Annotated in this window: 26 protein-coding genes; 14 read left to right on the top strand and 12 right to left on the bottom strand. The window is 73.1% G+C overall.

Going from position 1 to position 25662, the window contains the following annotated elements:
• Positions 1–675, bottom strand: a 675-nt coding sequence (locus tag PV341_RS08725; RefSeq protein ID WP_500357273.1) for a hypothetical protein, incomplete at its 3' end; no start/stop codon positions are given.
• A gap of 152 nt (positions 676–827) precedes the next feature.
• Entirely contained in the window at positions 828–1868 is a 1041-nt protein-coding gene (locus PV341_RS08730) for a carboxymuconolactone decarboxylase family protein (RefSeq protein WP_500357274.1), read from the bottom strand.
• Positions 1869–2079: 211 nt separating this feature from the next.
• Here PV341_RS08730 and PV341_RS08735 point away from each other — a divergent pair, with 211 nt between their 5' ends.
• Together PV341_RS08735 and PV341_RS08740 are read left to right on the top strand one after the other, a co-directional pair.
• Positions 2080–3285: a sensor histidine kinase gene (locus PV341_RS08735; RefSeq protein WP_500357276.1), complete on the top strand. Its 1206-nt coding sequence runs from the start codon at positions 2080–2082 to the stop codon at positions 3283–3285.
• On the top strand, positions 3282–3959 hold the full coding sequence (locus PV341_RS08740) for a response regulator (RefSeq protein WP_500357278.1): 678 nt from the start codon (positions 3282–3284) through the stop codon (positions 3957–3959). Before PV341_RS08735 ends, PV341_RS08740 begins: the two co-directional genes overlap by 4 nt.
• Here the strand turns inward: PV341_RS08740 and PV341_RS08745 are convergent.
• On the bottom strand, positions 3925–4995 hold the full coding sequence (locus PV341_RS08745; protein ID WP_500357279.1) for a DUF4190 domain-containing protein: 1071 nt from the start codon (positions 4993–4995) through the stop codon (positions 3925–3927). The two genes, PV341_RS08740 and PV341_RS08745, sit on opposite strands and share 35 nt — an antisense overlap.
• A gap of 128 nt (positions 4996–5123) precedes the next feature.
• Here PV341_RS08745 and PV341_RS08750 point away from each other — a divergent pair, with 128 nt between their 5' ends.
• Complete coding sequence (locus tag PV341_RS08750; RefSeq protein ID WP_500332255.1) at positions 5124–6272, top strand: SMI1/KNR4 family protein; 1149 nt, start codon at positions 5124–5126, stop codon at positions 6270–6272.
• Entirely contained in the window at positions 6269–6763 is a 495-nt protein-coding gene (locus PV341_RS08755; RefSeq protein ID WP_500357281.1) for a hypothetical protein, read from the top strand. Before PV341_RS08750 ends, PV341_RS08755 begins: the two co-directional genes overlap by 4 nt.
• 21 nt (positions 6764–6784) lie before the next feature.
• Here the strand turns inward: PV341_RS08755 and PV341_RS08760 are convergent, their stop codons facing one another.
• The 3 genes from PV341_RS08760 to ychF all read right to left on the bottom strand — a co-directional run bounded on the left by PV341_RS08760 (position 6785) and on the right by ychF (position 9562).
• Positions 6785–7192 carry a hypothetical protein gene (locus tag PV341_RS08760; RefSeq protein WP_500332253.1) on the bottom strand — a complete coding sequence of 136 codons (408 nt, stop codon included), beginning with the start codon at positions 7190–7192 and terminating at the stop codon, positions 6785–6787.
• Positions 7193–7275: 83 nt separating this feature from the next.
• On the bottom strand, positions 7276–8256 hold the full coding sequence (locus PV341_RS08765) for a class I SAM-dependent methyltransferase (protein WP_500357282.1): 981 nt from the start codon (positions 8254–8256) through the stop codon (positions 7276–7278).
• A 217-nt stretch (positions 8257–8473) separates the two neighbouring features.
• Positions 8474–9562 carry a redox-regulated ATPase YchF gene (gene ychF, locus PV341_RS08770; protein WP_500357284.1) on the bottom strand — a complete coding sequence of 363 codons (1089 nt, stop codon included), beginning with the start codon at positions 9560–9562 and terminating at the stop codon, positions 8474–8476.
• Positions 9563–9752: 190 nt separating this feature from the next.
• Between ychF and PV341_RS08775 the strand changes: the two genes are divergently transcribed.
• On the top strand, positions 9753–10298 hold the full coding sequence (locus PV341_RS08775; protein WP_500332251.1) for a DUF6542 domain-containing protein: 546 nt from the start codon (positions 9753–9755) through the stop codon (positions 10296–10298).
• A 40-nt stretch (positions 10299–10338) separates the two neighbouring features.
• Here the strand turns inward: PV341_RS08775 and ppgK are convergent, their stop codons facing one another.
• The 3 genes from ppgK to PV341_RS08790 form a co-directional block, all read right to left on the bottom strand.
• Complete coding sequence (gene ppgK, locus PV341_RS08780; RefSeq protein ID WP_500332250.1) at positions 10339–11082, bottom strand: polyphosphate--glucose phosphotransferase; 744 nt, start codon at positions 11080–11082, stop codon at positions 10339–10341.
• 29 nt (positions 11083–11111) lie between these two features.
• Complete coding sequence (locus tag PV341_RS08785) at positions 11112–12107, bottom strand: 4-hydroxy-3-methylbut-2-enyl diphosphate reductase (protein WP_499513726.1); 996 nt, start codon at positions 12105–12107, stop codon at positions 11112–11114.
• A 125-nt stretch (positions 12108–12232) separates the two neighbouring features.
• A complete protein-coding gene (locus PV341_RS08790; RefSeq protein ID WP_500332249.1) occupies positions 12233–12424 on the bottom strand; it encodes a hypothetical protein in 192 nt (63 codons plus the stop codon).
• Positions 12425–12586: 162 nt separating this feature from the next.
• On the opposite strand from PV341_RS08790, the gene xseA reads away from it, so the two are divergent.
• From xseA to PV341_RS08805, 3 genes are all read left to right on the top strand, one after another.
• Complete coding sequence (xseA, locus tag PV341_RS08795; protein ID WP_500332248.1) at positions 12587–13795, top strand: exodeoxyribonuclease VII large subunit; 1209 nt, start codon at positions 12587–12589, stop codon at positions 13793–13795.
• 75 nt (positions 13796–13870) lie between these two features.
• A complete protein-coding gene (locus PV341_RS08800; RefSeq protein WP_500332247.1) occupies positions 13871–14113 on the top strand; it encodes an exodeoxyribonuclease VII small subunit in 243 nt (80 codons plus the stop codon).
• A gap of 141 nt (positions 14114–14254) precedes the next feature.
• Positions 14255–14848: a malonic semialdehyde reductase gene (locus PV341_RS08805; protein WP_500332246.1), complete on the top strand. Its 594-nt coding sequence runs from the start codon at positions 14255–14257 to the stop codon at positions 14846–14848.
• Between the two features lie 60 nt (positions 14849–14908).
• Here the strand turns inward: PV341_RS08805 and PV341_RS08810 are convergent, their stop codons facing one another.
• The gene (locus PV341_RS08810; protein WP_500332245.1) at positions 14909–15445 is read right to left on the bottom strand and encodes a DUF4245 domain-containing protein; all 537 of its coding nucleotides are present in this window, start codon (positions 15443–15445) and stop codon (positions 14909–14911) included.
• A 161-nt stretch (positions 15446–15606) separates the two neighbouring features.
• On the opposite strand from PV341_RS08810, the gene glpX reads away from it, so the two are divergent.
• Entirely contained in the window at positions 15607–16650 is a 1044-nt protein-coding gene (gene glpX, locus PV341_RS08815) for a class II fructose-bisphosphatase (RefSeq protein ID WP_500332244.1), read from the top strand.
• Between the two features lie 78 nt (positions 16651–16728).
• Here glpX and PV341_RS08820 read toward each other — a convergent pair whose 3' ends face one another.
• Both PV341_RS08820 and PV341_RS08825 read right to left on the bottom strand, forming a co-directional pair.
• On the bottom strand, positions 16729–17082 hold the full coding sequence (locus tag PV341_RS08820) for a WhiB family transcriptional regulator (protein WP_018561404.1): 354 nt from the start codon (positions 17080–17082) through the stop codon (positions 16729–16731).
• 243 nt (positions 17083–17325) lie between these two features.
• Positions 17326–18003, bottom strand: coding sequence for a DUF1707 SHOCT-like domain-containing protein (locus PV341_RS08825; RefSeq protein ID WP_500332243.1), 678 nt, complete (start codon positions 18001–18003; stop codon positions 17326–17328).
• A 129-nt stretch (positions 18004–18132) separates the two neighbouring features.
• Here PV341_RS08825 and PV341_RS08830 point away from each other — a divergent pair, with 129 nt between their 5' ends.
• The 5 genes from PV341_RS08830 (at position 18133) to PV341_RS08850 (ending at position 25643) form a co-directional block, all read left to right on the top strand.
• Positions 18133–19791, top strand: a complete 1659-nt coding sequence (locus tag PV341_RS08830; protein ID WP_500332242.1) for a fumarate hydratase — start codon at positions 18133–18135, stop codon at positions 19789–19791.
• A gap of 191 nt (positions 19792–19982) precedes the next feature.
• Positions 19983–21392, top strand: coding sequence for a class II fumarate hydratase (locus PV341_RS08835; RefSeq protein ID WP_500332241.1), 1410 nt, complete (start codon positions 19983–19985; stop codon positions 21390–21392).
• 102 nt (positions 21393–21494) lie between these two features.
• Positions 21495–22178 carry a cytidylyl-2-hydroxypropylphosphonate hydrolase gene (gene fomD, locus PV341_RS08840; protein WP_500332240.1) on the top strand — a complete coding sequence of 228 codons (684 nt, stop codon included), beginning with the start codon at positions 21495–21497 and terminating at the stop codon, positions 22176–22178.
• Positions 22179–22305: 127 nt separating this feature from the next.
• Positions 22306–22992, top strand: a complete 687-nt coding sequence (locus tag PV341_RS08845; RefSeq protein ID WP_500332239.1) for a class I SAM-dependent DNA methyltransferase — start codon at positions 22306–22308, stop codon at positions 22990–22992.
• A gap of 515 nt (positions 22993–23507) precedes the next feature.
• Complete coding sequence (locus PV341_RS08850; RefSeq protein ID WP_500357296.1) at positions 23508–25643, top strand: ATP-binding SpoIIE family protein phosphatase; 2136 nt, start codon at positions 23508–23510, stop codon at positions 25641–25643.
• The last annotated feature ends 19 nt before the right edge of the window (positions 25644–25662 follow it).

Raw genomic sequence — 25662 nt, forward strand, 5'->3', positions numbered from 1 at the left:
GGTCTCGCCGCCCGAGGGGGTGGTCGGGGTCGAGGTGGCGGGGGTGGACGGGACGGTCTGCGTGGTGCAGTCCTTCGTGCCGCCGTTCCACCAGGCGATCTTCTTGTCGCCGATGACCGCGTGGTCCGGGCCCTCGGGCAGGTCGCCGTGCTCGTAGCCGTCGTTGGCGTCCAGGACGCCGTCGTACTTCTTGTTGCCGTAGTACAGGTCGATCTGCGCGAAGCAGGTGACGTCCGGCACGGCCACGTCGAGGGTGTCGGTGCCGGTGGTGATCTTCACGGTGTCCCAGTCGTGGAACACCTGCTTGCCGGAGGTCTGGAAGGTGGCGCCGTGGGTGCGGTAGGAGGCGAGGGACACGGTGCAGGACGAGGAGCCGTCCGCGACCCGGACCTTGACGTGGACCTTGCCGTCCTCGCCGGGCTTGAGGTTGACGTCGTCGACCTTGACCGACGGGTACCAGGCCGTGCCGTCGAGCGAGAACTCGCAGCGGTCGGTGGAGGTCTTGGTGCCGCCGCCCTGGCCGGGCTTGTAGCCGTGGTGGCCACCGCGGTCCCAGCCCTTGCCGCCCGGGCAGTCGCCGGCCCAGGCGGAGGTGGCACCCACGGCGGTGAGGGCGACGGCCGCGGCGCTCACGCCCAGCAGCCGTCCGACGGTGACACGTCGCGATATGGACATGCAGAACCCAATCTTGGCGTTGCGTGGCCCGGCGGGCGCGGCTGACGGCAGCTCTCCCCGTACGTGAGCAGGCCGAGGCGTCACCGGGCGAGTGGTCGAAGTGCACACGGGGCTCATCGGCCCCAGTGGCACCACGCATCGTCGTGGCTCTGTCAATGGGCTGTCAACCTGGGGCGACGCAAAGGCTCGTGGACCGAGGTCTCGATCCGGTGCACCGCGGTCATCGCGCCGAAGGCCAGCACCCTCACCAGATCGGCGTCGTAGGGGTCGGGATCGGCGATCCGCCAGGCCTCGGCGTCCGCCTCGGTGATCCGGTACGGGGCGAGTGCGGCGAGCAGCGCCAGCCGTGCGCCGGGCCGTTCGGCGGCGGGTACGGCGGCGAGCGGAGCTGCGGTCCAGTCGCCGCCTAGCGGCGGATGCGCGCCGTCCCAGGCGTCGACCGCGGCCACCACCGCCTCCCGGGCCGCGTCGCCGAGCCGCTGCCCGCCCACGGCGGCGGCCCGCCGCAGCGCGGCGAAGGCGGTGCCCACCGGGGCGTCCGCGGCCCACTCCGGCGCGGGTCCGGCCGGGCCGCGCAGCAGGGGCAGGCTGGCCCCCGGCGGCAGCGGCCGGCGGACGGTGCGGGCCAGGGCCCGGCCACCCAGGCTGCGCACCAGCCGCAGCCGCTGCAGTCCGCCGGGGAGCATGTCCTCGGTCAGCAGGGCGGACACCATCCGGTTGACGAAGTGGAAGGCGAGCGCGGTGCCGATGAACTCCGGCGCGTCCTGCGGGCCGAAGGGGTATGCCACGGCCGCGGGGGCGCCGGGGGTCGCGGTCGCCCCGCCCCAGGCGACCAGCGCGGCCTGGGCGGGGTCGTCCGGCGTGCCGCCGCGGGCGACCGTCTCGGCGAGGCGGTGGTCACCCGTGGCGTGCAGCAGGACGGTGTGCGCGTCCACGCAGAAGGGGCAGCGGTTCGCCGCCGACACCCCCAGGGCGACGAGCTCCTTGTCGGTGCGCGGCACGCGGCCGGCCAGCAGCGACTCGCGCAGCACGGCCCAGGTCGCCGCGAGCAGGTCGGGGGCGGCCGACAGCGCGACGAAGGTCGGTGCGCGGCCGATGCCGAAGTCGGCGGCGAGCTGGGCGTAGACCTCGGCGGTACGGCCCGTGGCGTCGCCGGGTGGCGCGGGAGTGGTGAGACGGAAGGGCGTGGCCATGGCCGGGCCTCCTCGCTGACGGCTCGTGGACGGCGGTGTTCTCGACGGGTCGATGGTGGCCGCCCGGGGTCCCGCCGGTCGTCCTCCGGGGGAAGGGGGATGCCACTGCTCCGGGCGCCGGGGCCGTAGGCGGGACTACTCCACCGGGAGTAGCCGCGGAGCCGTCTTCGGGGAGGACGTGCCGCCCCGCTGGGCGGCGTAGGGTGCGGGCATGGGTGGCACGCTGATCGGGCGTCAGGGGTGGGCCGGGCTGCGGGGGTGGCGTGGCGTCGCCTTCGACGCGGTGATCGGCGTCGTCCTGGCCGTCGACGTCCTGCTGCTGCCCGGGGTGCCGCGCCCCTCGAACGCCCTCGACCTGGCGCTGGGCCTGGTGGGCGCGCTGGCGGTCGCCGGGAGCCGCCGCCGGCCGGCGGCGGCACTGCTGCTGTGCACGGGCTGCATGCTGGCGTACGCGCTGCGGGTGCACCCCGGCCCCTCGGCGGCGTTCCCCGTGCTGGTCGCGGTCCACATGGCGGTCAGGTCGGGCGGGAAGCGGCTGCCGGTGCAGCTGTCGGCCCTGGCGTTCCTCACCGGCTACCTCGCCTCCGGGCAGCCCGCGCCGACCTCTGCGCAGTCCACCGCGCTGCTGCTCGGCTGGTTCCTGGCCTCGGTCGCCATGGCCGTGGTGGGCCGGCACCGCCGGGCCTACCTGGAGCAGCTGGAGCGGCGGGCGCTGGACGCCGAACGCACCCGCGAGGAGGCGGCGTTGCGCCGGGCCGGCGAGGAACGGCTGCGGATCGCCCGGGAGCTGCACGACTCGCTCACCCACAGCATCTCGATCATCAAGCTGCAGGCCGGGGTCGCCGTCCACCTGGCCCGCAAGCGCGGCGAGGAGGTGCCCGCCGCGCTGCTGGCGATCCAGGAGGCGAGCGGGGAGGCGATGCGGGAGCTGCGCGCGACCCTGGAGGTGCTGCGCGGCACCGGCGGCGGCCACGGGCTGGACCGGATCGAGGACCTGGTGGAGCGCTCGCGCACGGCCGGTCTGCCCACCAGCGTCACGGTCGGCGGACGGGAACGGCCGCTGGCCGACGGGGTCGACCGGGCCGCCTACCGCATCGTGCAGGAGGCGCTCACCAACGTCACCCGGCACGCCGGTCCTGAGCCCCGCGCCACCGTCCGCATCGAGTACGGCGACCGGGAACTGGTCGTCCAGATCGACGACGACGGCACCTCGGCACCCGGCGACGGCCCGGTGCCCGGGGTCGGGCTGACCGGGATGCGGGAGCGGGTGACCGCGCTCGGCGGGCGGCTGCACGCCGGGCCGCGGCCCGAGGGCGGCTTCTCCGTGCGGGCCGAACTCCCCCTGGACGCACTGCCGGCGGCCGACGGCAGGACGGCGCCCGGGGCGGCCGGGGCGCCGCTGGAGGAGGTGTCGTGATCCGCGTGCTGATCGTCGACGACCAGGCGCTGATGCGGGCGGGATTCCGAGCCCTCCTCGACGCCGAGGACGGCATCGAGGTGGTGGCCGAGGCGGGCGACGGTCAGCAGGGCGTCGAACTCGCCCGGCGCCACGTGCCCGACGTGGTGCTCCTCGACGTCCAGATGCCCGTGCTCGACGGGATCGGCGCGACCCGGCTGATCGCCGCCGATCCGCGGCTGGCCGGCGTCCACGTGGTCATCCTGACCAACTACGGCCTGGACGAGTACGTCTTCGACGCGCTGCGCGCCGGCGCCAGCGGATTCCTGCTGAAGGACACCGAACCCGCCGACCTCGTCCAGGCCATCCACGTCGCCGAGCGCGGCGACGCCCTGCTCTCCCCCGCCATCACCCGCAGGCTGATCGGCGAGTTCGTCGCGCGGCCGCCCGACGCCACGCACGCGGCGGGCCTGGAGGCGCTGACCAACCGGGAGCGCGAGGTGCTCGCGCTCGTCGCCCGCGGGCTCAGCAACGAGGAGGTCGCCGGGCGGATGGTCATCAGCCCGCTCACCGCCAAGACCCACGTCAGCCGGGCGATGACCAAGCTGGGCGCCCGCGACCGTGCTCAACTGGTCGTCTACGCCTACGAGTCGGGGCTGGTCACACCGAAGGGTTCGCCGCCGCGACCGTCGTGACCAGCCCCAGCGCCTCCCGCGCCCTGACGGCCTCCTCGTGGCCACTGTGCGAGTCCGCCGCCTCGTAGTGCTCGTAGTAGGCGTCCGCGTCCTTCGCCACGGCGGCCTTGGCCCAGTGCGCGCGTGACTTCCCGGCCTCCGCCACGAGCGCGGCGACCGGTTGCTCGGCACCGGCCGGCCAGTCGTGGGCGTCCAGCGCCCGGGCCTCGGCGGCGAGGGCGACCGAGACCTCGCCGGCCCAGGTGCGGTAGCCCTCGAGGTCGTCCTCGACGTACTCCTCCTCCGGCCCCTTCGCCATGGCCTCGTTGAGGACGTTGGCGGCCTTCAGATAGGCGACCTGGTGCGCGTCGAGCGTGCTCGCGTCCTGCCGCAGGGAGCCCTTGAGCACGCCCTTCTCCTTGCCGAACACGCAGGTCACCTCCCGGTCCCCGAGCTTCCAGGTCCCCCGGTCCGGGGCGTAGTAGTACACCCTGACGTCCGCCGGCACCGCCCAGCTGTCCATGGCGTAGGTGTCGGACAGCCGTTGGCAGCGGTCCTCCACGAGGTCCTTGAGCTCCGTGTCGCCCGGGTAGCCCTGGGGCCCGGGCAGCCGGAAGGTCCCGACCACCTCGCCGGCGTGCCCCTGTGCGCAGGACACGGTGTCCATGTCGGTGGTCGGGGCCTCCAGGTCGCCGCCGGGGGTGTCGAAGCAGTCGCCCCGGCGCAGCGAGAAGGCGCCGTCGTCCCGCGCCCCTTCCCTGACGCCCTCCTTGAAGCTCTTGACGAACGCGGCGGCCCCGCCGGCGAGCACCAGGGCGCACAGCAGCGTGCCGACGGCCGACAGCACCAGGCCGGTGACGGCCATGCCCTTGCCGCGCGCGCCCGTCCGTTTGATCTGCACCAGCGCGATCGTCCCCAGCACGACGCCGACCACCGGCAGCATGCACAGCAGCCCGGTCACCAGCGCGGCGACGGCGAGCCCGTTCAGCGGCGCCCGCTGCGCCGCGGGCGGGAGCGCCGGCTGGAGGGGGTACGACGGATACGGCGGAGGCTGCACGGAACGGCTCCTCACGGGCGGGTGGCGTGGCGAACGGCCGCGCGAATATATCCCGGCCTCCGCGACCCGCTGTCGGCGGCCACCGTTAGGGTTCTGCCAGCGGGGCGCCGACACCGAGGGGGAGCACGATGTCCGCCGAAGCGGCCGAACAGGCCTGGGACCGCATCGACTTCTGGCTGGGCACCCACGCCCCGGCGACGTTCGCCATGCTCCACCCGCCGGCGCCGCGGGAGGAGATCGCCGCGGTGCAGCGGCGCATGGGCGTCACCTTCCCGCCGGACCTGGTGGCCACGCTGCGCCGGCACGACGGGGCGGACGAGGACTTCCTCCTGCCGACGCACGACGGTCTGCTGGGCACCCACGGATGCGAGGAGCGGTCCGGTTTCCTGCGCGGCATGCTGGCCGAGGTCCTCGACGAGGACGAGGCGGAGAACGACGGCGCCTACTGGCACCACCGCTTCGTGCAGTTCGCCTCCTACGCCATCACCGCGGACGGCCTGACCGTGGACTGCCGCCCCGGCGCGTCCTTCGGCGCGGTCGGCCGCTTCTTCGACGGGTCCGGCACCGACTTCGGCCACGCCCCGTCGCTGGGCGCGTACCTGGGCGACGTCGCCGACAGCCTGGAGCGCGGGCTGCCCTTCCAGGGCGGCCGGACCTGGCCCGTCGTCAGCGACGGCGTCCTGGAGTGGGACGACTCCGAGCGCGCCCACCCCGAGTGGGGCGATCCCTCGGACCCGCTGCCCTCCTCCGACGACGCCTCGCTGCCGCCGCTGCCGCCGCGCGGCTCCGAGGAGCCGCTGCGCGCCGTCCACGTGCGCACGCTGGGCGGTCTCGGCGCACTCGTGGCCACGCTCCCCCGCGCGACGGTCGCCACCGCCGCGGCCCGGCAGATGCGCCGGCTCGCCGAAGAGTCCGGCCTGGCAAGGTACCCCGAGGTCGCCGCCGCCCTGGACACCCTCGACGGCGGCCGCACCGTCGGGCTCACCGGCACCGGTCCGCTCGGGCTCAGGCTGCGCCAGGTCCGCCGCGAGGCGTCCGCCCACCACGACGGCGTCCGCACACAGGCCGTCATGTGCTTCGTGCTGCTGCTCACCGACCTGCCCCACCGGGCGCTGGTGAGGACCGCCGACGTCCGCTCCCGGATCTCCCCCGGCTGGCGCGCCGCGCTCCACGCCGACCTCGGCTCCCCTCCGTTGCCGCCGGAGCCGGACGCCGCCTTCTGGACGACGCTGGAGAACCCGGCGATCGAAGCGGGCCGTCAGGGGGCGGGCGCATGACGACACGACGGACGGTGCTGGCCGCGGGTGCGGCGGTGCTCGCGGCCGGGTGCGGCTCGCGGCGTCCGGAGGCGGAGCGGCGCGAGGCCGCGGAGGGCCCGGTACGGACGGACACCGCCCCGCTGGAGCGGCGTTCCCCGCTGCTGGGTCGGCTCCACGGCGCCCACTGGCTGGGGTACGACCTGGTCGCGGGCAACGACGGCAGGTCGGTCCCCGGTCCTTCGGACGTACGGGTGGTCGGCGTCGCCGCCCTCACGGACGGCCGGGTCGCCGCGCTCACCGCGCACCACGACTTCCGCCCGGCGAGCCTGCCCGTGCTCCCGGGCCGGCTGGCCGGCTTCCTCCCGGCGGACGCACAGTGGCTGCGGAGCGGGTCCTTCGACGCCGAGATCACCGCGGACGCCTACAGCGGCTCGTTCCTGCTGTCGCAGGCCCGGGGCCTGGTCTGCTTCGACAGCATCAACCCGGTGGCCTCCGCCCCGTCCCCGTAGACCGGGGCGGGGCGGGGCGGCTCAGGACGTGCAGAGCGTCTGCTCCAGCACCTCGTTGACGGCCTTGGCCTGTTCCTCGGTGAGCTGGTGGCCGGCGCTGCCGAAGCGCGACTGCGCGGCGGCCACCGCGTTGCCGCCGCCGGTGATGGTGGCGCACTGCTGACGCGCGTTGGCGACGGCCTTGTCCGCGTCGGCCGCCAGGGCCGGGTCGACGGCCTTGAGCGCGGCGAGCAGCGCCGCGCGCCGGGCCCCGGTCGGCTCCTCGGGGATGCCCTCGCTGATGTCCGGCACCTTCGAACCGGACGCCGCGACGGACGGCGTGCCACCGGCGTCGGGCTTGCTGCCGGAGTCGTCGGTGCCGGAGCTGCAGGCGGGGACCGCGAGGAGCACGGCCGCGAGGAGCACTCCGGTGCTGAGGCGTGTACGCATGCCCGCCATGGTGGCCCGCGGCACCCGCCGGCACCCCCCGGTGCGCGGTTTCCGTCGCCGTGCTGTGACCTGCGGGAGGGCGGTCAGCCGCCCGTCACCTTGCGCAGCAGCCGCCGCACCCGGGACGGCGCGGGGGCGGCCTCCTGGTCGAGGGCGCGCTGGAGCTGGGCGAAGTGGTCGGCGCGGGTCTCCGAGAGGTACGGGTCCTTCAGCAGCGGCTTGGCGATCTTCCAGGCGCGCTGGTGGTCGCCCGCGTAGTGGCACACGTACGCCTTGGCCAGCTCCAGGACCTGCTTGAAGGGGACCCGTCCGGTGTGGTCGAGGTCGACCTGGTCCTGCACCGCGGTGATCAGGGCCAGCTTCTCGTCCACCGTGTGGTCGTCCTTGGCGATGCGTTCCAGCAGCTCGGCCGGGACCGGCCGGACGACCTCGAAGGCGAGGGTGGAACGGATCGGCGCACCGGCGATCTCGATGTACGGGAGCAGGGCGCCGGTGCTGTGGTGCAGCCACGGCAGGCGGGGGCTCGCGAAGTCCTGGTGCAGCACGACCGCACCGGGCTCCAGGCGCGGGAGGAAACGTTCCGCCACGCACCGGAACACCCGCGCCGTCTTGGCGATGTCGACGTGCAGGAACTCGATGGGGCTCTTGTCCTCCGGGTCGGAGGTGGTCCATATGTCGCCGGCGTGGACCTCGATGAACCCCATGAACGGGGCCAGCGCCGCCTCGAAGTCCTCCCGGAAGGAGCTGTCGCCCTCCGGCGCCTTGCCCGCCTTGAAGAACCGCTGCGTGGCGAAGGTTCCCTTGCCCACGCGGAAGAAGTCGAAGGCGTGCAGCCGGCCCTTCTGCTCGTCGAACGCGGGGTTCTCCCGCAGCCCCTTGGCGATGGCGTAGGTGGAGCCACCGCCGCCCGAGCCCAGCTCGACGAGGGCGCCGGTGCCGTTCACGTGGTGACGCGCCACGAGGTAGAGGTACCTCTGCTCCCAGACGCTCATCTGGGCGTACGGGATCTCCTCCGGGAGTACCACGTCGTCGAACATCGAGTAGAGCCTGCCGAGGGACGCCATCGTTTCCTCACATCTCGGAGCCGGGATGCGCCGATTCCACCCCGCGTCCCACACATCCCAAAAGGACCTGCACACACTGTGCATCCCCGCGACCGAAACGATTCACCATCCGGCGGCCTCCCGTACATCCGCCGACCATCGCCTGGCATGTACGCGCGAAACGACGAAGGGCCGGACCCCGGGGGGCCCGGCCCGTGACACCGGAGGGAACGGCAGGTCAGACGTTGAAGCGGAACTCCACGACGTCGCCGTCCTGCATGACGTAGTCCTTGCCCTCCATGCGGGCCTTGCCCTTGGCGCGGGCCTCGGGGATGGAGCCGGCCTCCACCAGGTCGCCGAAGGAGACGATCTCCGCCTTGATGAAGCCCTTCTGGAAGTCGGTGTGGATCACACCGGCGGCCTCGGGGGCGGTGGCGCCCTTCTTGATCGTCCAGGCGCGGGCCTCCTTGGGGCCCGCGGTCAGGTACGTCTGCAGGCCGAGGGTGTCGAAGCCGACCCGGACGAGGGTCGCCAGGCCCGGCTCCTCCTGGCCCATGGACTGCAGCAGTTCCAGGGCCTCGTCGTCCTCGAGCTCGATGAGCTCGGACTCGATCTTGGCGTTGAGGAAGATCGCCTCGGCCGGGGCGACCAGGGCGCGCTGCTCGGCCTTGAAGGCCTCGTCGGTCAGCTCGTCCTCGTCGACGTTGAAGACGTACAGGAAGGGCTTGGTGGTCATCAGGTGCAGCTCGTGCAGCAGCCGGCCCTTCTCCGTGCCGGCGGTGATGCCGGCGGAGAACAGGGTGCGGCCGTCCTCGAGGATCTGCTGGGCCTCCTGGACGGCGGCGAGCACCGGCGCCTTCTCCTTCTGGAGGCGGACCTCCTTGGTCAGCCGCGGCACGACCTTCTCGATGGTCTGCAGGTCGGCGAGGATCAGCTCGGTGTTGATCGTCTCGATGTCGTCCTTGGGGGACACCTTGCCGTCGACGTGGACCACGTCCGGGTCGACGAAGGCCCGGATGACCTGGCAGATCGCGTCGGACTCGCGGATGTTCGCGAGGAACTTGTTGCCCAGGCCCGCGCCCTCGCTGGCGCCGCGGACGATGCCGGCGATGTCCACGAAGTCCACGGTCGCCGGGAGCTTGCGCTGCGAGGCGAAGATCTCGGCGAGCTTGTCCAGACGGGGGTCGGGGACACCGACGACGCCCACGTTGGGCTCGATCGTGGCGAACGGGTAGTTGGCCGCCAGCACGTCGTTCTTGGTCAGGGCGTTGAACAGGGTCGACTTGCCGACGTTCGGCAGGCCGACGATTCCGATCGTGAGCGACACGTGACGACTTCCCGTAGCGAGAGGTGGGTGGAATGGGCCGCCACGCCCGGGCGGGCGACCGGCGGACCGATCCACCAGTCTACGGAACGCACCGGCTCCGGGACGGGCCGCGCCCCCAGTGGCCCCCTGCGGCGGTGAAAAGTCGTGTCCTGCCCCCGTTTCCCCCCTCCTCGGCGCCTACGTTGGGTGCGTGGAGCAACACAGTGCGCGCACACCCCACAAGAACAGCGGTGCACCCACCGCCGCCTCCCCGCTGCCGCGGCCGGTCCGCCCGCAGCGTCGCCCGCAGGGCGCGACCGCCGTCCGGGGCGGTCTGCCCCGGGGGCCGCTGCTGCTGCGGGTGGCGCGGCTGCGCCGGACGGAGCCCCGGCTGACCGGACTGGGCACGGGCGTCTTCATCACGCTGACCGCGCTCGCCGGCGGCGCCGCGGACTCGCTGATCACGGGCGAGCCCGGCACCCTCTTCGGGGTCGTCTTCCTGCTGGCCTGCCTCGCCGCCGGGGCGTTCGTACGGCCGTACGACCTGTCGGCGGCGCCGGTCAGCGCGCCCATCGCCTTCACCATCGCGCTGGCCGTGACGGCCGGCGGCGACGGCGGGGGCTTCACGGGCCACCTGATGGGCCTGCTGACCGGGCTCGCCACCCAGACGGGCTGGTTGTACGGGGGCACGGTCGGTGCCGCGGTGATCGCGGCCGCGCGGAAGGTGGCCTATGTGATGCGCGAACGGCGCCGCTGAGCGCCGCCCTCCACCGGCCGCCTCCCGCCGGCCGCCGCGGTCAGGAGCGGACGGCGGCCGCCGCCATGCCCGCGCCGACGATGCCCGCGTTGTTCTGCAGCGCGGCCGGCACGATCTCGGCCCTGATGCCGGTCAGGAGCGGCAGGAACCTGTCGGCCTTGCGGCTGACCCCGCCGCCGAGGATGAACAGCTCGGGCGAGAAGAGCATCTCGACGTGGGTGAGGTACTTGTGCAGGCGCTTCGCCCAGTGCTCCCAGGTGAGGCCCTCGTCGTCCTTGGCCTTGGTGGAGGCCTTCGTCTCGGCGTCGTGGCCGTGCAGTTCGAGGTGGCCCAGTTCGGTGTTGGGCAGCAGGTTGCCGTCGACGAAGACGGCGCTGCCGATGCCGGTGCCGAGGGTGAGCACGATGACCGTGCCCTTGCGGCCACGGCCCGCCCCGTACTCCATCTCGGCCATGCCCGCGGCGTCCGCGTCGTTGAGCAGGGTCACCGCGCAGCCGACCTTCTGGGACAGGAGCCCGGCGGCGTCCATGTCGATCCAGCCCTTGTCGACGTTCGCCGCCGTGCGTGTCATGCCGTGCGTGACCACTCCGGGGAAGGTGGCCCCGACGGGGCCCGTCCACCCGAAGTGGTCGACGACCTGCTTCACGCACTCCGCGACGGCGTCGGGGGTCGCGGGATGGGGAGTGAGCACTTTGAAGCGCTCCTCCGCCAAGTCACCACGCCCGAGGTCGACCGGGGCACCCTTGATGCCCGATCCGCCGATGTCCACACCGAAAACGCTCATGCCCCAACGCTACGACGTGGCACGGTCGGTCACCCCTCGGAGGTGCCGCCCCGCATCAGTTCGGCGGCCTCGGCGCGCAGGTCCCGGCGGAGCTCCTTGGGCAGCGAGAAGGTGATCGACTCCTCGGCGGCCTTGACGATCTCCACGTCCTCGAAGCCGCGGGCGGCCAGCCACTCCAGCACCTGCTCGACGAGCACCTCGGGCACGGAGGCGCCGGAGGTGACACCGACGGTGGACACGCCGTCCAGCCACGCCTCGTCGATCTCGTCGGCGAAGTCCACCAGGTACGAGGCACGGGCCCCGGCCAGCTTGGCGACCTCGACCAGGCGCACGGAGTTGGAGGAGTTGCGCGAGCCGACGACGATGACCAGTTCGGCCTCGGCGCCCATCTGCTTCACGGCGAGCTGACGGTTCTGCGTGGCGTAGCAGATGTCGTCGCTCGGCGGCGAGATCAGCAGCGGGAACTTCTCCTTGAGCGCGTCGACGGTCTCCATCGTCTCGTCCACGGAGAGCGTGGTCTGGGAGAGCCAGACGACCTTGGACGGGTCGCGGACCTCGACCTTCTCGACGTCGCCGGGGCCGTCGACCAGGGTGATGTGGTCGGGGGCCTCGCCGGAGGTGCCGATGACCTCCTCGTGGCCCTCGTGGCCGATCAGGAGGATGTCGTAGTCCTCGCCTGCGAACCGCACGGCCTCCTTGTGGACCTTGGTGACCAGCGGGCAGGTCGCGTCGATCGTGGCGAGCCGCCCCTTGGCGGCCTCCTCGTGGACGACCGGGGCGACGCCGTGGGCGGAGAACATGACGATCGACCCGGGCGGCACCTCCTCCGTCTGCTCGACGAAGATCGCGCCCTTCCGCTCCAGGGTCTGCACGACGTACTTGTTGTGGACGATCTCGTGGCGGACGTACACGGGGGCCCCGTACTGCTCCAGGGCCTTCTCGACGGCGATCACGGCACGGTCCACACCCGCGCAGTAGCCTCGCGGGGCGGCGAGCAGGACGCGGCGGGAAGTCGTAGCGGTCATGTGCCCATCGTACGGGGCCCGGACGCGGCCCCATCGCTGCCCCGGGTGGTCCGGACGGGGGTGCGGAGGCGGTGCCGGAGCGCCGCGGGGCGCACGCGCGGACGGCACGGGAGCGGGCACGGCGCTCAGCGGCAGCCCCGCGGGCCCCGGGCGGCACGGCGGGCGGCGAGCGCCCACCCGGTCGCGAGGGCGGCGCCCGCCAGGGGAAGGCAGCTGAAACAGCCGCAGCCGGGGCCGTAGCGGCCCACGCGGAGCCCGGCGTGGACGCGCGGCGGGCGTTCGGACGGGGTCCAGCCGTACCGGCCGGGTCGGCGCATGGGAACTCCCGGGACCTGTCGGTGACGCCGGCGTCACCGACGTCAGCGGTTTACCGGGTTGCCCCCAGCCTGCGCGGCGGCCGGGCGGGGGGACAGCGGGGCGTGCCATTCGGGTCGGACGGGAGGGGCGTCACTGTCCGTGGCGGGGGCTAGTCTCGGCGTATGGCTGTGAACACGTCCGCGGAGGCGCCGATCCCTGTCGGCGAGGTGTCCCGGCTGATCGGCGGCTGGGTCGACCGGCTCGGCCCGGTGTGGGTCGAGGGGCAGATCACCCAGTTGTCACGGCGCCCGGGCGCGGGCGTGGTGTTCCTGACGCTGCGCGACCCGTCGCACGACATCTCGCTCAGCGTCACCTGCCGCCGGGCGGTCTTCGACGCCTTCGACGGGGCGGTCGGCGAGGGCGCCCGGGTCGTGGTGCACGCCAAGCCGGAGTGGTACGCACCGCGCGGTCAGCTGTCGCTGCGCGCGGCGGAGATCCGCCCGATAGGCGTCGGCGACCTGCTGCTGCGGCTGGAGCAGCTGAAGAAGCGGCTGGCGGGCGAGGGCCTGTTCGCACGGGAGCGCAAGCGGCCGCTGCCGTTCCTGCCGCAGCTGATCGGGCTGGTCTGCGGCCGGGCGTCGGCCGCCGAGCGGGACGTGCTGGAGAACGCGCGACTGCGCTGGCCCGCGGTCCGCTTCGAGGTGCGCAACGTGCCCGTCCAGGGCGCGTACGCGGTGCCCCAGGTGATCGAGGCGGTGCGCGGGCTGGACGCGCACCCCGAGGTCGACGTGATCATCGTGGCGCGGGGCGGCGGCAGCGTGGAGGACCTGCTGCCGTTCTCGGACGAGCGGCTGGTGCGGACGGTCGCGGAGTGCCGTACGCCCGTGGTGTCGGCGATCGGGCACGAGCCGGACACCCCGCTGCTGGACCTGGTGGCCGATCTCCGCGCCTCGACGCCGACCGACGCGGCCAAGCGGGTCGTGCCGGACGTGGGCGAGGAGCTGGCCCGGGTCGAGCAGCTGCGGCAAAGGTCGCTGCGGGTGATGCGCGGGCTGCTGGACCGGGAGGAGCGGGGGCTGGCCGCGGCGGTGAGCCGGCCGTGCATGGCACGGCCCCATCTGATGGTCGACGAGCGCGCCGAGCAGGTCACGGCGCTGCTGGAGCGCTCCCGCCGCCATCTGCGGCACCGGCTGGACCGGGCGGAGGACGAGCTGGCGCACACCCGGGCCCGGGTCGTGGCGCTCTCCCCCGCCGCCACGCTGCAGCGCGGGTACGCGGTGCTGCAGCGTGAGGACGGTCAGGTCGTGCGCGCCGCGGACGAGGTGGCCGAGGAGGAGAAGCTGCGCGCCCGGGTGGCCGAGGGCGAGTTCACCGTCCGCGTCACGCGCTGACCGCCGGCGCGCCGTTCCCGGGCCGGCCGCCGCGCGCCCGGCCGCCGTGTCGGAGGGCGGCCCTAGGCTGGTGCCATGGCAGATCAGGACACGCTGGGGTACGAGCAGGCCCGCGACGAGCTCGTCGACGTCGTTCGCCGTCTGGAGGCCGGCGGCTCCACGCTCGAGGAGTCCCTCGCCCTGTGGGAACGGGGGGAGCAGCTCGCCAAGGTGTGCCGCGACTGGCTGGAGGGCGCCCGCGCCCGGCTGGACGCGGCCCTGGCGGAGGAGTCCGGCGGCGGCGCCGGGCAGGGGCCGGAGGCCGTGGAGGAGGAGTGACCGGGTGAGCGGGGTGCGGGCGGCGTGAGCCGCTTCACGTCCGAATAGTTGAAAGTTTAGTTGAAATTTCATCTATGCTGAGGGGAGTGTTCCGGCGCGCCCCTCCCCAGGGCGCGGTTCCACATCCCCACAGAGGTACCGATGACGCTCCAGCTCGACACCGCCGCCCAGAACCTCCTCTTCCTCGAAGCGCGCACCGCCAACGCCTTCACCGACGAACCGGTGACCGACGAGCAGGTCCAGGCCGTGTACGACCTGGTCAAGTACGCCCCGACCGCCTACAACCAGCAGCCGCTGCGCGTCGTGCTGGTGCGCTCCCCCGAGGCCCGCGAGCGTCTGGTGGGCCACATGAACGAGGGCAACCGTGCGAAGACCGCCACGGCGCCGCTGGTCGCGGTCCTGGCCGCCGACAACGAGTTCCACGAGGAGCTGCCGGCCCAGTTCCCGTCCTTCCCGCAGGCCAAGGAGGTGCTCTTCGCCGAGCGCCCGGTGCGTGAGGCGTCCGCCGGCTTCAACGCCGCCCTGCAGGTCGGCTACTTCATCCTGGGCGTGCGCGCCGCGGGCCTGGCCGCCGGACCGATGACCGGCTACGACGCCGACGCCATCGACAAGGACTTCTTCCCCGACGGCGACCACTCCGTGCTGGCCGTGGTCAACATCGGCAAGCCGGGCGAGAACGCCTGGCGCGAGCGCGGCCCGCGCCTGGCGTACGACGAGGTCGTCACCACCGTCTGACGACGACCGTCACCGCCACCGGCCCTGCCGGTGGCGGTGACGTGGTTCAGGGGTCGGGGTTCAGCCCTGGCGGCCGCCCCGCTCTTCGAGCGCGGCGGCCAGTTCCGCGAGCCGGGCCATCGGGGCCGTGCCGGTGACCATCGTGGTCACCCCGCCCTCCTCGCGCACCAGCGCGTCGTACTTGTGGCCCTCGTAGCGCTGCCAGGTCTCACCGCCGACGCTGCGGGTCCCCACCCGCTTCGCCTCGTGGCTCTTCAGCGCGACGAACTTCTCGGCGGCCTCGTTGCTCTGCTCGACGGCCGCGTACTCGTTCTTCGGGTCGACGAAGCCCAGGTGCCACCGCACCGCCCCCGGGTCGGTGGACTCGTACGTCACCGAGGTCGCCCGCCAGTCCTCGCCGAGCCCCACCGGGGCCGCCACCTGGTACGGGGCGTCGCGCCGTGCCTGGTCGAGCTCGACCCGGTAGCCGACCACCTTGACGGGGTCGTGGTTCTCGTCGTGCGGGATGAAGAGCCAGATGCCCCCGGCGACGACGCCGATCGCCGCCATCGAGAGCACCATGTCCCGCAGTGTTTCCGTGCCGCGCTTCTTTGCCACGCCCCCTATGGTCCCCCATGCCCCGGACCGTCCGTCCGCCCGGGGTCGCACCCGGCGGAAATCCGCTCATGTGACAGGTGGCCTGCTCATCCTGGCGGGGTCCGGATAAGGTCGTAACACCCTCTTATCCCGGCCGTCCTCGTACAGAAAGGTGCGCTGTGATGACCGAGCAGCATGAAAACCACAACCTGCCGCCGCAACTCGAGGTGAATCCCGAGGCCCCCGACCGCAACCTCGCCCTGGAACTCGTCCGGGTTACCGAGGCCGCCGCCATGGCGGCCGGCCGCTGGGTCGGGCGCGGCGACAAGAACGGCGCGGACGGCGCCGCCGTCAAGGCCATGCGCACCCTCGTCTCCACCGTGTCGATGAACGGCGTCGTCGTCATCGGCGAGGGAGAGAAGGACGAGGCCCCGATGCTCTTCAACGGGGAACGCATCGGCGACGGGACCGGCGCGGAGTGCGACATCGCCGTGGACCCGATCGACGGCACCACCCTGACCGCCAAGGGCATGCCCAACGCCATCGCGGTGCTCGCCGCCGCCGACCGCGGCGCGATGTACGACCCCTCGGCCGTCTTCTACATGGACAAACTGGTCACCGGCCCCGAGGCCGCCGACTACGTCGACATCACCGCCCCGCCCTCGGTCAACATCCGCCGGGTCGCCAAGGCGAAGGGCAGCGCCCCCGAGGACGTCACGGTGGTCATCCTCGACCGCCCCCGCCACGAGGGCATCGTCAAGGAGATCCGGGAGACCGGCGCGCGGATCAAGTTCATCTCCGACGGCGACGTGGCCGGTGCGATCATGGCCGTCCGCGAGGGCACCGGCGTCGACATGCTCATGGGCGTCGGCGGCACGCCCGAGGGCATCATCGCGGCCTGCGCGATCAAGTGCCTGGGCGGCACCATCCAGGGCCGGCTGTGGCCGAAGGACGAGGCGGAGAAGCAGCGCGCCCTGGACGCGGGCCACGACCTGGAGCGGATCCTGCACACGGACGACCTGGTCGAGGGCGACAACGTCTTCTTCGTCGCCACCGGCATCACCGACGGCGAGCTGCTGCGCGGAGTGCGGTACCGCGCCGAGACCGCGATCACCCAGTCGCTGGTCATGCGCTCGAAGTCCGGCACGATCCGCCAGATCGACTCCACGCACCGGCTGTCGAAGCTGCGCGCCTACAGCACCATCGACTTCGACCGCGCGCGCTGAGCCGCCGCGGCAGCCGCCGCGCACCGGCACACGAGAACCGGGACCCCGCCGTGGCGACGGGGTCCCGGCCCTTGTCGTTCAGCCGGCCGCGGCGATCCGCGTCCCGGGCCGCTGCAGCTCCGCCTCACGGCGGCGGCGCCGGGCCAGTACGACCCTGCGCTCCGCGGCGGTCATCCCGCCCCACACGCCGTAGGGCTCCGGCTGGAGCAGCGCGTGTTCGCGGCACTCCAGCATCACCGGGCAGCGCGCGCACACCCGCTTGGCGGCCTCCTCCCGGGACAGCCGCGCCGCGGTCGGCTCCTTCGAAGGCGCGAAGAACAGACCCGCCTCGTCACTGCGGCACGCCGCCTCCGAGTGCCATGGGCCGCCCAGGTCCCGGGGGTGACTCAGGGAGGACCTGGAGGCTGCCGGGGGCTCGATCGGTTGAAGCACGGGATACTCCTGACGACGGCTCGGCTTGGTGTCACCCTTGCCCGTCGCTGCGGTGCCGGTGCGTCTCCACGGGTCTGTCGGCGTGAGGAGGGCTGCGGCGAGCGACGTGTCCCCTTGCCCTACCCGCTGTGCGCGCGTTCATGCGCACCGTGCCGGGGCCGCCGCCCGGGCCACGCCTCCGTGGCACCGGCATCACGCCCCGCCGACCCCCTTGCGCGGCACGGGAGTTGACCCGCGCCGCGGTCAGCCGTCGAGTTCGGCGGGGCCGAGCCCCTTCTTCTTCACACGCTTGCCCCGGCGCGGCTTGGCCTCGACGCCGCCCCAGAAGGCGAAGCCCTGCACCTTGATGACCGGGGCGTGCGGGTCGGGCGACTCGTACGCCTTGACGTCGGAGCCGCCCATGATGCCCACGACGCCGCCGCCGTGCAGGGTCACGTTCTCCGGGACCCTGATCTCGATGCCGCCCATGATGGCCGTGCAGTTGATGACGAGCTCGGGGCTGGTGAAGGTGGCCTCGGTGAGGTCGATGACGACGCCGCCCATGATGGCGACGGCGTTGATCTTCGAGCCGACCCGCCAGCGCCCCTTGCGCTCGGCACCGCCGAGGATGCCGATCAGGTTGGGGCTCTCCCCGGAGCCGTCCGGCACCCAGTGGTGCGCCCCGGGCGACGGGGCGGGTGCGCTCGTGGCGCGTCCCGCGGGGAGGTCGCGGACGTAGGGCTCCAGTTCGCCGACGGTCTTGGCCGCGTAGACCCCGTCGAGCCGCTCGGAGTGCTCCTCGGTGGTCAGACGGCCCTCCGCGAGGGCATCGCGAAGGATGTCGGCCACCCGGTCGCGGTCCGCGTCGGACGCACGGATATCGGCTTCGGCGACGGGGCGCACGGGGTGCTGTTCACGCTTCTGGAGCGACGACTCATCCACCCGACTACCGTACACAAACGCGATAGATCGCGACTAGGGCCGGTGAGGGTCACCTCACACATCCGGTACCCCGCGCACGTTCTACGCTTGTTGGGCTTCTATGACGCAGCGCCAGTGAGGATGTCCCTTATGCCCGAGTTCGCCTATACCGACTTGCTCCCCCTCGGTGAGGACACCACTCCGTACCGTCTGGTCACCTCCGAGGGCGTCAGCACCTTCGAGGCCGACGGCCGGACCTTCCTCAAGGTGGAGCCGGAGGCGCTGCGCAAGCTCGCCGCCGAGGCGATGCACGACATCTCCCACTACCTGCGTCCGGCGCACCTCGCCCAGCTGCGCCGGATCCTCGACGACCCCGAGGCCTCCCCCAACGACCGCTTCGTCGCCCTGGACCTGCTGAAGAACGCCAACATCGCCGCGGCCGGCGTCCTGCCGATGTGCCAGGACACCGGCACCGCGATCGTGATGGGCAAGCGCGGCCAGAACGTGCTCACGCAGGGCGGCGACGAGGCGGCCCTCTCGCACGGCATCTTCGACGCCTACACCAAGCTCAACCTGCGCTACTCCCAGATGGCCCCGCTGACCATGTGGGAGGAGAAGAACACCGGCTCGAACCTGCCCGCGCAGATCGAGCTGTACGCGACCGACGGCGGCGCGTACAAGTTCCTCTTCATGGCCAAGGGCGGCGGCTCGGCCAACAAGTCCTTCCTCTACCAGGAGACCAAGGCGGTCCTGAACGAGGCCTCCATGATGAAGTTCCTGGAGGAGAAGATCCGTTCGCTCGGCACGGCCGCGTGCCCGCCGTACCACCTGGCGATCGTGGTCGGCGGCACCTCCGCGGAGTTCGCGCTGAAGACCGCGAAGTACGCCTCCGCGCACTACCTGGACGAGCTGCCGGCCGAGGGTTCGCCGACCGGCCACGGTTTCCGGGACAAGGAGCTGGAGGAGAAGGTCTTCGAGCTCACCCAGAAGATCGGCATCGGCGCGCAGTTCGGCGGCAAGTACTTCTGCCACGACGTGCGCGTGGTGCGGCTGCCCCGCCACGGCGCCTCCCTGCCGGTCGCCATCGCCGTCTCCTGCTCCGCCGACCGCCAGGCCGTCGCGAAGATCACCGCCGAGGGCGTCTTCCTGGAGCAGCTGGAGACCGACCCCGCGAAGTACCTGCCGGAGACCACCGACGAGCACCTGTCGGACGAGGACGTCGTGCGCGTCGACCTCAACCGGCCGATGGACGAGGTGCTGGCGGAGCTGTCCAAGTACCCGGTCAAGACCCGGCTGTCGCTGACCGGCCCGCTGGTCGTCGCCCGCGACATCGCGCACGCCAAGATCAAGGAGCGGCTGGACGCGGGCGAGGAGATGCCGCAGTACCTGCGCGACCACCCGGTCTACTACGCGGGCCCGGCCAAGACCCCGCAGGGCTATGCCTCCGGCTCCTTCGGCCCGACCACGGCCGGCCGCATGGACTCCTACGTCGAGCAGTTCCAGGCGGCGGGCGGCTCCAAGGTCATGCTCGCCAAGGGCAACCGCTCGAAGCAGGTCACCGACGCGTGCGCCGCGCACGGCGGCTTCTACCTGGGGTCGATCGGCGGCCCGGCGGCGCGCCTGGCCCAGGACTGCATCAAGAAGGTCGAGGTCGTCGAGTACGCCGAGCTCGGCATGGAGGCGGTCTGGAAGATCGAGGTCGAGGACTTCCCGGCCTTCATCGTCGTCGACGACAAGGGCAACGACTTCTTCACGGACCCGGCGCCCGCGCCGACGTTCACCAGCATCCCGGTGCGCCCGGGGGCGTGACCCGTCCGAGGCGGCCCGGCACCGCGTGCGCGGTGCCGGGCCGCCTGGTTCCCCGGTCCGTTCTGGCCGCCTTCCGGGCGGCCACCGGGGGGAATGAAACGTCCCGCGCCACTGTCCTACCGAGGGGTCGGGGTTCTACTGGGAAGTACCCGGTACGCCCGACGATGTCCGCGATGGAAGGAATTCCGGCCATGCCCGAGCAGGACGCAGAGGACGAGCGCGAGTACCGCGTCGAGCACGACTCGATGGGCGAGGTGCGCGTCCCGGCCCACGCCAAGTGGCGCGCGCAGACCCAGCGCGCGGTGGAGAACTTCCCCATCAGCGGACGCGGGCTGGAGCGGTCCCACATCGAGGCGCTCGCCCGGATCAAGGCGGCCGCGGCCAAGGTCAACGCGGAGCTGGGCGTCCTGGACAAGGACGTGTCGGAGGCGATCCAGGAGGCCGCCGCGGAGGTGGCCGGGGGGCGCTGGGACGGGCACTTCCCGATCGACGTCTTCCAGACCGGTTCCGGCACCTCGTCCAACATGAACGCCAACGAGGTCATCGCGACCCTGGCGAGCGAGCGGCTCGGCCGCGACGTGCACCCCAACGACCACGTCAACGCCAGCCAGTCCTCCAACGACGTCTTCCCCTCCTCCCTGCACATCGCCGCGACCGCCGCGGTGACCGGTGACCTGGTCCCGGCGCTGGAGCACCTGGCGGCGTCGCTTGAGCGCAAGGCCGCGGAGTTCGCGGACGTCGTGAAGTCCGGCCGCACGCATCTGATGGACGCCACGCCGGTGACCCTGGGCCAGGAGTTCGGCGGCTACGCGGCGCAGGTCCGGTACGGGGTGGAGCGGCTGCGGGCCTCGCTGCCCCGGCTGGCGGAGCTGCCGCTGGGCGGCACCGCGGTCGGCACGGGGATCAACACCCCGCCCGGCTTCTCGGCGGCGGTGATCGCCGAGGTGGCGCGGACGACCGGGCTGCCGCTGACCGAGGCGCGGGACCACTTCGAGGCGCAGGGCGCCCGCGACGGCGTCGTGGAGACCTCCGGACAGCTGCGCACGATCGCCGTGGGCCTGACCAAGATCGCGAACGACCTGCGCTGGATGGGCTCCGGCCCCCGCACCGGTCTCGCCGAGATCGCCCTGCCGGACCTGCAGCCCGGTTCGTCGATCATGCCGGGCAAGGTGAACCCGGTGATCCCCGAGGCGGTGCTGATGGTGGCCGCACAGGTCATCGGCAACGACGTGACGATCACCACGGCCGGCGCCGCGGGCAACTTCGAGCTGAACGTGATGCTCCCGGTGATCGCCAGGAACGTCCTGGAGTCGGTGCGGCTGCTCGCCAACGTCTCCCGGCTGCTGGCCGACCGCACGGTGGACGGGATCACGGCGAACGTGGAACGCGCCCGTGAGTACGCGGAGTCCTCGCCGTCGGTCGTGACCCCGCTCAACAAGTACATCGGCTACGAGGAGGCGGCCAAGGTCGCCAAGCGGTCGCTGGCCGAGCGGAAGACCATCCGCGAGGTGGTCCTGGAGTCCGGCTACGTCGAGCGCGGGCTGCTCACCCTGGAGCAGCTGGACGAGGCGCTGGACGTGCTGCGGATGACCCGGCCCTGACGGCGCGCCGCGCCGTCGTCCCGGCGCTCCCCGGTGCCCGGCGTGACGAACGCTCGGCTCAAGGGTGACGCCCCCGTAACACGGGGTCCGTAAGATCCGTTCATGACAGCGGACATCCTTCTTCCCCGTGGAGCGGGCCAGGACGGCGGCGCGGGCCACTGGGCGCCCGGCGAGCAGGTGCTGTGGCGCTACCGCGGCAACGGCAGCGACGCGGTGCACATCTGCCGTCCGGTGACCGTGGTGCGCGACGACCCGGAACTGCTGGCGGTGTGGATGGCGCCGGGCACCGAGTGCGTCAAGCCGGTCCTGGCGGACGGCTCGCCGATCCACCACGAGCCGCTGGAGACCCGCTACCTCAAGCCGCGCACGACGTGCGTCGACCGCTGGTGGGGCGCGGGCGTGCTGAAGCTGGCGCGCCCGGACGAGCCCTGGTCGGTGTGGCTGTTCTGGGAGCAGGGCTGGCGCTTCAAGAACTGGTACGTGAACCTGGAGGAGCCGCGGCACCGCTGGCCGGGCGGGGTCGACTCGGAGGACCACTTCCTCGACATCCACGTCACCCCGGACCGGGGCTGGCAGTGGCGGGACGAGGACGAGTTCGCGCAGGCCCAGGCCGCCGGCCTGATGACGGCGGTCACGGCGGAGCGGGTACGGGAGGCCGGCCGCCGGGCGGTCGAGGTGATCGGCGCCTGGGGGCATCCCTTCCGGGACGGCTGGGAGCACTGGCGTCCGGATCCGGCGTGGCCGGTACCGGCCCTTCCGGTTGACTGGGATCGTCCGGCAAGGTGACCGCGTGAGCGGCTTGCCGGGGACCCCTGCCCCAATCGTAAGATCGTGGCCCATAGTGCTGCACAAAACACAGGCTCACACTAGAGTTTGACGCTATGTCACCAAGGTCATACGGGAGGCCCGGGCTGTGGGAGTCGGCGGCTACGAGGACATACAGCTGGACCGCACCGGCCAGGCCGAGGGGTTCGACGCCATAGGTGACCGCTACGACGAGGCCTTCCCGCACAAGGAGGGCCAGGTCGCCGCGGGCGAATGGCTCCTGGCGCAGCTCCCGGCGGGCTCCCGCGTCCTGGACCTCGGCTGCGGCACGGGACTGCCGACCTGCCGTCAGCTGGTCGAGGCCGGGCACGAGGTGACGGGTGTGGACCTCTCCGCGGGGATGCTCTCGCTCGCCCGCCGGCACGTGCCCCGGGCGACCTTCCTCCAGGCCGACATCGCCGACCTGCGGACCGGCGGCCGCCACGGACCCGACGGCCCGGGGGACCCGGGCCGCTTCGACGCCGCCGTGGCCTTCTTCTCGCTGCTGATGCTGCCTCGGGCGGAGATCCCGCTGGCCCTGCGCAGCGTCCACGACCTCCTCCTCCCGGGCGGAATGTTCACCCTTTCGATGGTGGAAGCCGACGTGGACGACTTCGCGATTCCGTTCCTTGGTAACACCATCCGGGTATCGGGTTATCTACGGGATGAATTGCGCCAGGTGGTGGCCGACGCGGGATTCACGGTCCTTAAGGAGGATTCGTACGCGTACGCGCCGCACACGACCGAAGTGCCGCCGGAGGAGCAGCTCTTCCTGCACTGCCGACGACCCGCCTGACGCGGCCGCCCCGCCACGTGCCCGGCACGTGACGCACCCGACCGGATGGAACGACCAGCGTGAGCACGGAGCGCATTTCTGAGCAGGCCGCCGTCCAGGGGACGACGGCCGGCCCGGCACGTCCGGGTGACACCGAACCGGTACCGGATCCACGGGCCGGCTTCCTGCTGCCCGCGGACCCCGTGCCGGGCGGCGAGTCGGGCGCGTCCACGGCCGGGGCGCCGGCCTCCGGGCGGTCCACGGACCCGTCCGCGGCGGGCGACCGCCCGCGCCGGGGCCGCCGGAGCGGCGGCGCCAAGCGCGGCGCGACCGCCGGCGATCCCGGCGGCACGGCCATGCCGCCGGCGGAACGTCAGACCCCCTCCGATCCCCTCGTGTCGGCCCCCGCCCCCGCCAAGCCCGGCCGCGGCGGCCGGCGTGCGCGCGGCGGACGCACCGCGCGGCAGTCCTCCGAGGTGCGGGACCGTCAGGCCGCCCGGGTGGTCGCCGGCGAGGGGCTCGCCACCGTCCAGCACATGGCCGCCGCCCCCGCGGACGGCGCCCGCGGACGGCAGACCGTACGGCTGCGCTCCACCGACGCCCCCGGCGGCGCCCCGGCCACCGGTCCGTCCTTCGACGGCTCCGCGGGCCGGGACCGGCGGGCCGCCACCGCCATGGCCGCTCCCGTGGAGCCCGGCCGCCGGGCCACGGCGGGCGGCGGGACCCCGGGCGTCCCGGGTGTCCCCGGTCCGACGCAGCCGGAAGGCGGCGAGCCGCGCACGCGGCAGCGGACCCCTGACACGACGCTGCCCACGTCCCGGACGACGGGCCGGCAGGGAGGCCGCGGGGGCCACGCGGGCGGGCACCCCGTCGACGAGGACTCCACCGGCGGCCAGCCGCTCAAGAAGATCGGCCCGCAGAACCGCGGCCGGGCGGGGCAGGCGGAGACCGAGCGGCTGCGCTACGTCGGCGCGGCCACCCGCCGCATCGCCCGCGGCCTGGACCTGGACGAGATCGTGCTGGGTCTGTGCCGCTCCGCTGTGCCCGCCTTCGCCGACGCGATCCTGGTCTACCTGCGCGACCCGCTGCCGGTGGGCGACGAGCGCCCTTCCGGCCCGCTGGTCCTGCGGCTGCGGCGCACCGACCGGGTTCCGGACGAGAACGCCCCGGAGCCGGTGGAGGGCCTGCTCATGCCGGTCGTCCCCTCCACGGAGGGCGCGTACGGCGCTGCCGCCGAGGTCGTGACCGTCCCCATGGACGGCCCGCTGGCCGAGGTGCTGCGCGGGGTGCGCCCGGTGTTCTCCGACAACGCGCAGGCCACGGCGGCGCTCCACGAGCTGGTCGGGGGCTGCCGGCAGGCGGAGTTCGGCGAGACGTTAGACCTGCCGACCGGACGCCGGGCCATCCTGGCACCGCTGCGCGGCCGCCGCCGGGTCATCGGCGCGACCGTGCTGCTGCGCCGTCCCGAGCGTGCCCCGTTCGACCCGGACGACCTGCTGATCGCGGCCCAGCTGGCCACCCACACCGCGCTCGGCGTGGACAAGGCGGTGCTCTACGACCGCGAGGCGTCGATCGCCGACTCCCTGCAGCGCGAGATGCTGCCGGACTCCCTGCCGGAGCCCACCGGGGTCCGGCTGGCCAGCCGCTACCTGCCCGCCGCGGAGTCGGCCCGGGTCGGCGGCGACTGGTACGACGCGATCCCGCTGCCCGGCAGCCGGGTGGCGCTGGTGGTCGGCGACGTCATGGGCCACTCCATGACCTCGGCGGCGATCATGGGCCAGCTGCGGACGACCGTCCAGACCCTGGCGGGCCTGGACCTGTCGCCGCAGGAGGTGCTCTACCACCTGGACGAGCAGGCCCAGCGGCTCGGTCAGGACCGCATGGCCACCTGCATCTACGCGGTCTACGACCCGATAGCGCACCGGGTGACCATCGCCAACGCCGGCCACCCGCCGCCGGTGCTGCTGCACGCCAGCGGCCTGGCCGAGGTGCTGCGCGTGCCGCCGGGGGCCCCGATCGGCGTGGGCGGCGTGCCTTTCGAGGCGGTCGAGCTGCCCGCCCCGGCCGGGGCGACGCTGCTGCTGTACACCGACGGCCTGGTGGAGTCCCGCACCCGTGACGTGTGGGGCGGCATCGAGATGCTGCGCGAGCGGCTGCACACGGCCTCGGCGGTGCTGTGCCCGCCGCCGCTGGAACCGCTGTGCGACGAGGTCCTGGAGATCGTCGGCCCGGGCGACCGGGACGACGACATCGCGCTGCTGGCCGCCCGTTTCGACGGCATCGCCCCGCGCGACGTCGCCTACTGGTTCCTGGAGCCGCGGCCGCAGACGGCCGGCCGGGCCCGGCGGCTGGTGCGCCAGGCGCTCAGCCGCTGGAACCTGGAGCCGCTGGCCGAGGCGACCGAGCTGCTGGTCAGCGAGGTGGTCACCAATGCGGTGCGGTACGCGGAGCGGCCGATCACGCTGCGGCTGCTCCGTACCGACGTGCTGCGCTGCGAGGTGGGCGACGATGCCCCGACGCTGCCGCGGATGCGCCATGCGCAGCCGCAGGACGAGGGCGGCCGCGGGCTGTACCTCGTCAACCGGATGGCGCAGCGCTGGGGAGCGACCCGGCTGAGCGCCGGGAAGGTGGTCTGGTTCGAGATGGGCATTCCGGGCGGTGCCGACCGGTAGACGCTCCGTATCCGTACAC

The organism is Streptomyces sp. PA03-1a (assembly GCF_033792805.1).
GTDB lineage: Bacteria > Actinomycetota > Actinomycetes > Streptomycetales > Streptomycetaceae > Actinacidiphila.